6 protein-coding genes are annotated in these 7,934 nt (G+C 71.8%); all 6 read right to left on the bottom strand.

Annotation, left to right across the window (positions count from 1 at the left end):
* Positions 1-105 precede the first annotated feature (105 nt).
* Positions 106-1,851, bottom strand: coding sequence for an LpqB family beta-propeller domain-containing protein (locus tag G6024_RS09165; RefSeq protein WP_159148544.1), 1,746 nt, complete (start codon positions 1,849-1,851; stop codon positions 106-108).
* Positions 1,848-3,575 carry an MtrAB system histidine kinase MtrB gene (gene mtrB / locus G6024_RS09160; protein WP_159148543.1) on the bottom strand — a complete coding sequence of 576 codons (1,728 nt, stop codon included), beginning with the start codon at positions 3,573-3,575 and terminating at the stop codon, positions 1,848-1,850. Before mtrB ends, G6024_RS09165 begins: the two co-directional genes overlap by 4 nt.
* On the bottom strand, positions 3,572-4,252 hold the full coding sequence (gene mtrA / locus G6024_RS09155; protein WP_069388702.1) for an MtrAB system response regulator MtrA: 681 nt from the start codon (positions 4,250-4,252) through the stop codon (positions 3,572-3,574). The genes mtrB and mtrA overlap by 4 nt, the downstream gene beginning before the upstream one ends.
* Positions 4,253-4,337: 85 nt before the next feature.
* Positions 4,338-5,027: a dTMP kinase gene (locus G6024_RS09150; protein WP_159148542.1), complete on the bottom strand. Its 690-nt coding sequence runs from the start codon at positions 5,025-5,027 to the stop codon at positions 4,338-4,340.
* Between the two features lie 12 nt (positions 5,028-5,039).
* Positions 5,040-6,506, bottom strand: coding sequence for an adenosylhomocysteinase (ahcY, locus tag G6024_RS09145; protein ID WP_096905884.1), 1,467 nt, complete (start codon positions 6,504-6,506; stop codon positions 5,040-5,042).
* An 81-nt stretch (positions 6,507-6,587) separates the two neighbouring features.
* On the bottom strand, positions 6,588-7,808 hold the full coding sequence (gene manA, locus G6024_RS09140) for a mannose-6-phosphate isomerase, class I (protein WP_067712274.1): 1,221 nt from the start codon (positions 7,806-7,808) through the stop codon (positions 6,588-6,590).
* Between the last annotated feature and the right edge of the window lie 126 nt (positions 7,809-7,934).

Here is a 7,934-nt window from a genome sequence, read left to right as displayed (position 1 = left end):
CATCCGGCGCATTCCACGGGTACGACCAGGTCGGCGAGAGCCGCGGTCCAGGTCTCCCCGCCGCGCCACCGGGCCGGCGCACCCTCGTCCCCGGCGGTCACCGGCTCAGCCCGCCACCACCGGGTCCGCGCGGATGGCGGCCAGTCCGGCGATCTCCCGCCAGTACCTGTCACCGGTGTCGGCACCGGTGTCGAGTCGCAGCAGGGACCGCCGGTCCACCACGTAGATCTCGCGCCCGGCCGCCGCGACCGCGGTCACCGGCCCCGAGATGTTTCGCTGGGACAACGGCTCGGCGATCGCCCCGTCCACGGAGACGGTCGCGACGGGGGCCTCGGTGGTGTCGCGACCCACGACGATCGTGGACCGGTCCCGCCACGCCACGGCGGTGACGGTCTCCCCGAGTGCGCGGCCGACCTGGCGGAACGTGCCCGGCAGCGGTTGTCCGGTCTCGGCGGACAACGCGCCGATGAACACCTTGCCGTCGACGACCACGGCCAGTTGGGTTCCGGACTGGTCGATACGCAGGCCGGTCACCCTCGCCCCGAGGGCGAGCAGCGGCCCGGCGTCCATCTCCTGGACGGCGGGGGCGTTCTCGCCCATCCCGATACGGAGCAGTCGCGCGTCGTCGACCAGCACCCAGGCCCGCCCGGTCACCGGGTGGAACGTCGGGCCGGCCACCGTCCCGGCGGTGAGGGCCTCGGCGGGCGCGCCGTCGATCGGCCCCACCAGGACACGGCGCGGTCCGATCTCCCCCTCCCCGGTCACCACGGCGAGGTTGCGTCCGTCGTGGGAGATCACCGCGCTGGTGCCGCCGCGCACCTCCGACCAGGGCCCCGAGGCCGGTCGTGCGCCGCCGGCCTCGAGCCGCACCAACCCGTCCGCGGCGGTGAGGGCGTATCGCATGGGCTCCGCCGGCGGGTAGGGGTCGAAGTCACGGACGTCCTCGGTGGTCCACCCGGTCGCGTATCGCTCGTCGAGGGGGGCGCTGTCCCGCTCGAGGCGGTAGGGGCCGGGGACGTCGGCGCGGGCGAGGGTCCACACGACCTGCGCGGCGAACTGGGTGGTGGCCTGGCTGCTGAGGACCGGCAGCCCGGCGAAGTCGATGGTGGTGCCCGCGGCGTCGGCGCCGTCCTCGTCCTCGTCGGGGCGGACGGAGACGGAGGCGGGTACGCGGGACAGGACCGCGTCGGTGAGTCCGGGCCGGGGGCCGGTGGCGAGCAGATTGACGAGCGAGTACTCGACATCGGTGCGGTCGGCGGCCGTCCAGCGCGGGTCCGGGACGAGCGCGTCACCGGATCCGGAGAGGAAGAACAGGTCCCGTTGCGCGTAGGTCGACAAGAACTCGGCCTTCTCGATCACCACCCCGGGCGGCAGTTCGTCGATGCGCCACTGGCCGTCGGTGCGGGTCAGGCCGATGGTGACCTCGAGTTGGCCGACGTCCTCGCGGAAGATGCCGCCGGGGTCGAGGGTGCCGACCTTCTCCGCACGCAGCGTGTACTCGGCGCGGTCGGCCGACCGGCCGCCCTCGGCGCTGAGGTCGGCGCGCAGCACGATGATGGTCTCCGCGAGGTCGTCCCAGTTCTCGGCGGCGTCCGGGGTGAGGAACTGACGGGCGGCGGCGTGCCGCTGATCGGCGATCGCCGCGGCCTTGAGGAAGTCGCGGACCAGGAGGTCCGGTTCCTGGTCCGGTACCGGTGTGGGGACCGACAGTTCGCTGCCCTCCGGCGAGAAGGTGTCGATGACCTGGGGGGACGACGACGAGGGCAGCGTGGCGCACCCGGTCGCCGCAAGCCCGGTCGCGCAGGCCAGCGCCACCGACACGAGCAGGGACCGGGGCCGGGGCCGGGTCATGGCCGGCTCTCCCCTGCCCCGGGGACCCGCTCGAGGGGGGTCGGCGAGCCGGTACGCACGAGCCTGGCCTCGTCCTCGGGGGTGAGGGGCAGCGGGCTGGAGGTGAGGGTGCCGCCGCGGCGCCGCGGGATGGTCAAACGGAAGCAGGACCCCTCCCCCGGGCTGCCCCAGCAGTCCAGCCGGCCCCCGTGGAGCTTGGCGTCCTCGAGGGCGATCGCCAGGCCGAGCCCGGTGCCGCCGGAACGTCGCACCCGTGAGGGGTCGGCGCGCCAAAAGCGGTTGAACACCCGGGTCTCCTCCCCGGGTTTGAGCCCCACCCCGTGGTCGCGGACCGAGACGGCGAGGGCGGCGTCCGAACACCGCAGGGTGACCTTCACCGGCTTGGACTCACTGTGGTCGAGCGCGTTCGCCACGAGGTTGCGCAGGATCCGCTCGACGCGCCGCGAGTCGACCTCGGCCATGACCGGCTCGTCGGGCATGTCGACCTCGACCTCCACCCCGGCGGCCTCGGCGATGTGGGCCACGGTGCCGACCGAGTCCGCGACGGAGGTGCGCACGTCCATCTCGGCCGTCGCGAGCTCGGCCATGCCGGCGTCGTGGCGGGAGACCTCGAGCAGGTCGGTGAGCAGGCTCTCGAACCGGTCGAGTTCGGATTCGAGCAGCTCAACCGCGCGTTTGGCGGGGGCGTCCAGGTCGGCGGCGGAGTCGGAGATGATGTCCGCCGCCATCCGGACGGTGGTCAGCGGGGTGCGTAGCTCGTGGGAGACATCTGAGGTGAACCGCTTCTGCAGGTCACCGAACTCCTCGAGCTGGGTGATCTGGTCCGACAGGCTCTGCGCCATGTCGTTGAACGCCATGGCCAGGCGCGCGACGTCGTCCTCGCCGCGGATGACCATCCGTTCCTTGAGGTGGCCGTTGGCGAAGCGCTGGGCGATGGAGGCCACCTGCCGCACGGGCAGGACGACCTGCCGGGCCACTATCCACGCGATCGCCGCGGACAGGACGATGATCGCCAGGCCCGCCGTGGCGACGATCCCCCGCATGATCCCGAGGGTCTGTTCCTCCGCGGTGAGCGGGTAGACGAGGTACAGCTCGAGCCCGGGGATGGAGGAGTCCGTCGGCGTGCCGAGCATGAGCGCCTTGGCCTGCTCGCCACGGAAGTCGACGGTGACGTACTGGGAGGCGATCCTGCCCCGCTGGACCAGGGACTGCAGCTCCGGTGGCACCTGCGCCCCGGAGGGGCTGACCACCTGGCCGCGGCCGGTCTGGTCCGGCACCACGAGGATCGGGTCGAAGGTGCCGGCGTGGACGGAGTCCCCGTCGGAGGCGAGCCCGCGGTCGCTGATGGCGCTCCGCGCCTGGTCGATCCGGGACTGCTCGCTCGTGCCCTCGTCGGTGGCGGCGATCTGCGCCTGCACCGTGAGGCGGAGCCTGCTGGCCTGCTCGATGGCCGCATCGAGTTTGGTCGACAGCAGCTGGGCGGCCATCTGGCTCTGCAACATGAACGCGATCGTGAGCATCACGCCCATCGACAGCGCCAGCGTGGAGGTGACGACCCGCAGCTGCAGCGACCGCCGCCACAGCCGCGCGATCCGACCGCCGATGGCGGCCGGGTCGAGTTCGGACAGTCGCTCCCGGAAGGTCGGTGACGAGTCGGTCACGTCCCGGATGTCGGGCTCGTCCCCGGTGGACGCCACCGCGTCGTCGGGACGAGCGGTGGTCACGAGACCGGACCGGCCTTGTAGCCGACGCCGCGCACGGTGAGGACGACCTCCGGGTTCTCGGGGTCCTTCTCGATCTTCGCCCGCAGGCGCTGGACGTGGACGTTGACCAGCCGGGTGTCGGCCGAGTGGCGGTAGCCCCACACGTGTTCGAGCAGGACCTCACGCGTGAACACCTGGCGGGGCTTGCGGGCCAGTTCCACCAGGAGGTCGAACTCGAGCGGGGTGAGCGGGATCGGCGTGCCCTCGCGGGTGACCGTGTGCGCGGGGACGTCGATCGTCACGTCGCCGATGTGCAGGACCTCGCTGGGCTCGTCCTCGCCGCGACGCAGGCGGGCCCGGATGCGGGCCACCAGCTCCTTCGGCTTGAAGGGCTTCATGATGTAGTCGTCCGCGCCGGACTCCAGGCCGAGCACCACGTCGACGGTGTCGGTCTTGGCCGTGAGCATGACGATCGGCACCCGGGACTCGGCGCGGATCTCGCGGCACACGTCGATCCCGCTCTTGCCCGGCAGCATGAGGTCCAGCAGAACCAGGTCGGGCTGCACCGCGCGGAACGTCTCGATGGCCCGGACTCCGTCGCCGACGATCTCGGTCTCGAACCCCTCGCCCCGCAGGACGATGGTGAGCATCTCTGCCAGTGCGGCGTCGTCGTCGACGACGAGGATCTTCGGGGTCATGGTCACCACTTGTGTCGGCGTGTCGTGTAGGCGTCGTCAGGCTCACCACCCGTGGGCACGCACCGCGGGTCGTGTTCCTGCCCTCTCAGACCTTACCCGGCCGACCCGACGGACCGGGGTGCGGCGCGGCGGCCGGAGGGGGGACGACGACGAGGTCGGCCAACTCCCGCACGTGGGGGTCCGCCCCGATCACGCGCCAGGGCGAACGCCACCCTGCGGCGGCGAGCCGACGGTAGACCCGCCCGGTCGCCACTTGCAGCTCCGCGTCGCGTTCGTAGCGGTCGCGGACGCGCGCCGGATCGGCGGCCTCCCGGGAGCCCGCGCGCCGTGCCGCCAGCTCCACCGGGGTGTCGAGCAGGATCTGCAGGTCGGGGACGGGCAGCCCGAGCCGGTCGAACTCGAGGGTGCCGATCCACTCGACCACCTCGGACTCGCGGTCCGGACCGAGCCGGGCGGCGGTGTACGCGGCGTTGGAGGCCACGTACCGGTCGAGCAGCACCACGTCGTGGGTGGACCCCAGCTGCGCGAGCTCGCCCAGCGCGGCGTGCCGGTCCATCGCGAACAGCAGTGCCATCGCGTGGGGCGAGTCCGCGGTGCCGGCCTGGCCACCGTGCAGTGCGTCGGCGGCCAGGTCGGCGTGCAGGGTGCCGTACCGGGGGAAGGCCAGGCGGCCGACCGAGAGACCGCGGGAGGCGAGCTCGGCGACGAGCGCCGTCGTCAGCGTGTTCTTCCCCGCGCCGTCGAGACCCTCGAGGACCACCAGCCGTGCGACCATCCCCGGCGTCGCTCAGTAGCGGTAGTGGTCGGGCTTGAAGGGGCCCTCGACGTCCACGCCGATGTACTCGGCCTGGTCCTTGGCCAGCGTGGTCAGGGAGCCTCCGAGCGCCTCCACGTGCAGGCGGGCGACCTTCTCGTCGAGGATTTTGGGCAGCAGGTGCACCCCGATCGGGTACTGGTCGGCCTTGGTGAACAGCTCGATCTGGGCGATGACCTGGTCGGAGAAGCTGTTCGACATCACGAACGACGGGTGCCCGGTGGCGTTGCCCAGGTTGAGCAGGCGCCCCTCGGACAGCACGATGATCGAGCGGCCGTCGTCGTCGAAGACGAACTCGTCGACCTGCGGCTTGATGTTGATGCGGGTGACGCCCTCGGCGGATTCGAGCCCGGCCATGTCGATCTCGTTGTCGAAGTGGCCGATGTTGCCCAGGATGGCCTTGTTCTTCATCCGCGTCATGTGCTCGAAGGTGATGATGTCCTTGTTGCCCGTGGCGGTGATGACGATGTCCGCATCGGCGATGGCCTCGTCCACGGTGACCACGTCGAAGCCGTCCATCAGCGCCTGCAGCGCGTTGATCGGGTCGATCTCGGTGACCTGCACGCGCGCGCCCTGCCCGGCCAGCGCCTCCGCGCAGCCCTTGCCCACGTCGCCGTAACCGCACACCAGGGCCTTCTTGCCGCCGATGAGGGCATCGGTGCCGCGGTTGATGCCGTCCAGCAGCGAGTGACGGGTGCCGTACTTGTTGTCGAACTTGCTCTTGGTGACCGCGTCGTTGACGTTCATCGCCGGGAACGGCAGCACGCCCTCGTTGTGGAAGTGGTACAGGCGGTGCACGCCGGTGGTGGTCTCCTCGGTCACGCCCTGGACCGACTCGGCGATCGCCGTGTACTTGCCCGGGTTGGCCGGAACGGACTCACGCAGCAGCGCGTGGAAGACCTTCTCCTCGGCCGACCAGGCCGAGTCGTCCGAGGGCACGGCGCCGGCCTGCTCGAACTCCTTGCCCTTGATCACGAGCATCGTGGCGTCGCCACCGTCGTCGAGGATCATGTTCGGCTCGGTCTCCGGCCAGGTCATGATCTGCTCGGTGCACCACCAGTACTCGGTGAGGGTCTCGCCCTTCCACGCGAACACCGGCACGCCGCGGGGCGCCTCCGGGGTCCCCTCCGGGCCCACCACGACCGCCGCGGCCGCCTCGTCCTGCGTGGAGAAGATGTTGCACGAGGCCCACCGGACCTCCGCGCCCAGCGCGGTCAGCGTCTCGATCAGCACCGCGGTCTGCACCGTCATGTGGATCGACCCCGCGATCCGGGCGCCGGCCAGCGGCTGCTCGGCCGCGTACTCCTCGCGCAGCGCCATCAGACCCGGCATCTCGTGCTCGGCCAGACGGATCTGCTTGCGGCCCGCCTCCGCCAGCGACAGATCCGCCACCTTGAACTCGACACCGTTGACGGACTGAACCTGCAGATCAGCGGACATGTTCCTCGACCAGCTCCTCGTTGACTCGCGAAAGACTTCCGCCCCACACTAGCGGGACGGCCCGCCGGGGTGTCGGCCCCGTCACCCGCCGGCGACGCGGGTCCGGAACACGGTGGCCCCGGCGGTACTGCGCAGACACACCCGGGAGGTCGAGGCCGGTACCCACACGGCCCGCCCGGGCGCGAGGGCCTCGCTCGTCCCGTCGGAGTCCACGACCGCCTCGCCGGAGGTGCACAGCAGCACCTCGGGGCCCTCCGGTCGCCAGGCGGCCGGGTCGCCGTCGGCCGGCACGTCGATGCGCGACAACGCGAAATCGGGTTCGGGCGTGGGGTAGTCGACCTCGCCGGGGATGTCGCGGTCGGCCTCGACCGCCCGGACGGTGGGGTCTGCGAGCGGGCTGAACTCGAGCACCCGCATCAGTTCGGGGACGTCGACGTGCTTGGGGGTCAGGCCGCCGCGCAGGACGTTGTCCGAGTTGGCCATGACCTCCACACCGACGCCCCGTAGGTAGGCGTGGAGTTGCCCGGGCCCCAGGTAGACGGCCTCGCCCGGCTGGAGGACGACCCGGTTGAGCAGCAGCGCACCCAGGACCCCCGGATCGGTCGGGTACCGCTCGGCGAGTTCGGTGATCGTCGCGGCCACCGGGGACCACGGCCCCTCGACCCCGTGGTCGGTGAGGTAGGACACCGCACAGGTCACCAGGTCGGGCACGACGCCGGCCAGTACGACGTGCGGCATCGTGACGAAGGTGGTGAAGACCGCGCGCAGACCCTCGGCGTCGGGCTGCCCGGCGAGCATGTCCCGGTAGGGCTTCAGGGACGCGACGCCCAGCGCGTCGAGCAGTGCCACCGTGCGCTCCACCGGGCGGAAGCCCACGAGGGCGTGGAACTCGGTGAGCGCGACGAGGATCTCGGGCTTGTGGTTGACGTCGCGGTAGTTGCGGTCCGGCGCGTCGACGGCGATCCCGCGCGCGTCCTCCGCCGCGAAACCCTCACGCGCCTTCTCCGGGGACGGATGGGCCTGGAGCGACAGTGCCTGTTCGGCGGAGAGCAGCTTGACCAGGAAGGGCAGTCCCCCGCCGTGCTCGGCCAGCACCCGCGGGCCCAGCTCGCGCTCGGGGTCGGCGGCGATCCGTGCGTCGAGGCCGCGACCGTCCGAGCACCGCGAGGAGCCGGAGTCGTGCGCGCCGAACCAGTGCTCGGCGACGGGGTGGGGCGCCGGCGAGGTGATCCCGCACAGCTCGGGAAGCGCGGTCCGGGAGCCCCAGGCGTAGGCCTGGACCACCGGTTCGAGTGCGACCACGGACCTACAGACCTCCGACGAGTAGGTAGGCGGCGGCCAGTTCCGTGCGGGCCATGAGCGCTGCCACCTTTCCGCTCAACGGGGCCGGGGCGTCGCCGGCCGTGTCCCGACCGCGATCGGTGATCC

The organism is Dietzia maris (assembly GCF_014144855.1).
Taxonomy (GTDB): Bacteria; Actinomycetota; Actinomycetes; order Mycobacteriales; family Mycobacteriaceae; genus Dietzia; species Dietzia kunjamensis.
This window is presented reverse-complemented; position numbering and strand designations above follow the sequence as displayed.